General features: G+C 58.7%; 3 protein-coding genes. All 3 read left to right on the forward strand.

Annotated elements, in window-relative coordinates; all coding sequences use genetic code 11:
* Positions 1-356: hypothetical protein (locus GGR43_RS23325; protein WP_223177595.1), on the forward strand; the 356-nt coding region annotated here is incomplete at its 5' end.
* Positions 357-803: 447 nt separating this feature from the next.
* Complete coding sequence (locus GGR43_RS23330; RefSeq protein WP_188074090.1) at positions 804-1,013, forward strand: hypothetical protein; 210 nt, start codon at positions 804-806, stop codon at positions 1,011-1,013.
* Positions 1,010-1,323 (forward strand): MerR family transcriptional regulator (locus GGR43_RS23335; protein ID WP_188074091.1); only part of this gene is annotated, 314 nt, incomplete at its 3' end. The genes GGR43_RS23330 and GGR43_RS23335, both read left to right, overlap by 4 nt.

Here is a 1,323-nt window from a genome sequence, read left to right on the forward strand (position 1 = left end):
ATGCGCATGATCGCGCGAAGGAGGATGCTATGACCCCCGACCTGATCGAGAAGATGGCGCGGGCGATTAGCTACCGAGACATCGGTTTGCACTGGGATGATTGCGCAGAAGAATGGAAGGATATCTATCGCGCAAAGGCCACCGCCGCCCTGACCGTCGCGCTGGAGGAAATCGGGGAGGAGTGCGCGCAGGTGGCGGATGATTTCGCGATTGAGGCAGGCGGCATGTTGGAAAATGCTGTCGGCTGTATATCTCGTGCTGCTGTGCAAGGGAATGTCTCAGCTTCTAAATATGTGGCGGGCGTCATCCGCGCCCGCATCGCCAAGATGAAGTGCGCCTTGCCTCTCACGAAATAGCGCCAAGCGCCTTTGTCTCTCACGAGAGGCCGTTTCTGACGGTCAACGGTCGCATCCACAATTCAGAGGATGCGACTCGGCGCGGATCGCAGAAGCTATCATAGCCATGACGTAGGCCGTGGCGCGGCGTGGCTAGTTAAGTATATCGGCCCGCACCTTCTTAGAAGGTCGGGCCGATATTGGGATGTTAGCGCAGTTTGCCGACGTAGCTAACACCCCGTCGTTTGGAGCTTCTGTATGCCGGATCATGTCGATTCTGTAAAGGACTACTTGCGCCTCATGGCAGGCTGGCAAGCTGACGCGGATCAAAAGGGCGATACTCGTGCCGGCGATCGAGGGGTGATCCTACCGGTGCATTTTTCTGTTGACATGCGTAACTAAAAGTTACAAAGATATGTCATCAACGCGGTTGGACTAGCCGACTGCAAGAGCGAAAGGAACGCTGAGATGGATAACTTCTACAACGAATCCCGCCCGGTCATCGAAAATGGTAAGCTGGTTTTCGTCAGCAACGGCGGCAGCCGCGCCATCGTCGGCATCCAGCAGGTCCGCAAGACGGTCAAGGCGCTGGAAGGCAAGAGCAATCTTCGCCCGTCCTCGCTCGCTACGCTCGAACTGTACCGCGCTGGCATCGCGCTATGGGAGGCTAATCGTTGACCGCCTTCTCCGCCTGCCTCTCGACGCTCTGCCTGAGCCACACCGACGCGGCAGAGTTGTTGGACGTGAGTGTCAGCACGATCAAGCAAGCAGCGTCAGGCCACCGCCCCGCCAAGCAATGGATGTTCGAGCGCCTGTCCGACCTGTTCGAGATGGTCGAGCAGGCGGCGGACGACATCATCGGCGATCAGGAGGATCTGGACGATGGAGTGGCGTTTGCGCCGCTCACCGTCAATGTCGATGATATCCTGCTGCCGCACCCGTCCTTGAAGCGCGCGGCATTGGCGCGGGCCATGCTGGTGCTGGGGCC

It is taken from the genome of Sphingobium jiangsuense, from assembly GCF_014196495.1.
Classification (GTDB): domain Bacteria; phylum Pseudomonadota; class Alphaproteobacteria; order Sphingomonadales; family Sphingomonadaceae; genus Sphingobium; species Sphingobium jiangsuense.

Coding starts and splice junctions, on each gene's coding strand:
- GGR43_RS23330 (WP_188074090.1), top strand. CDS start 804: ATGGATAACTTCTACAACGAATCCCGCCCGGTCATCGAAAATGGTAAG.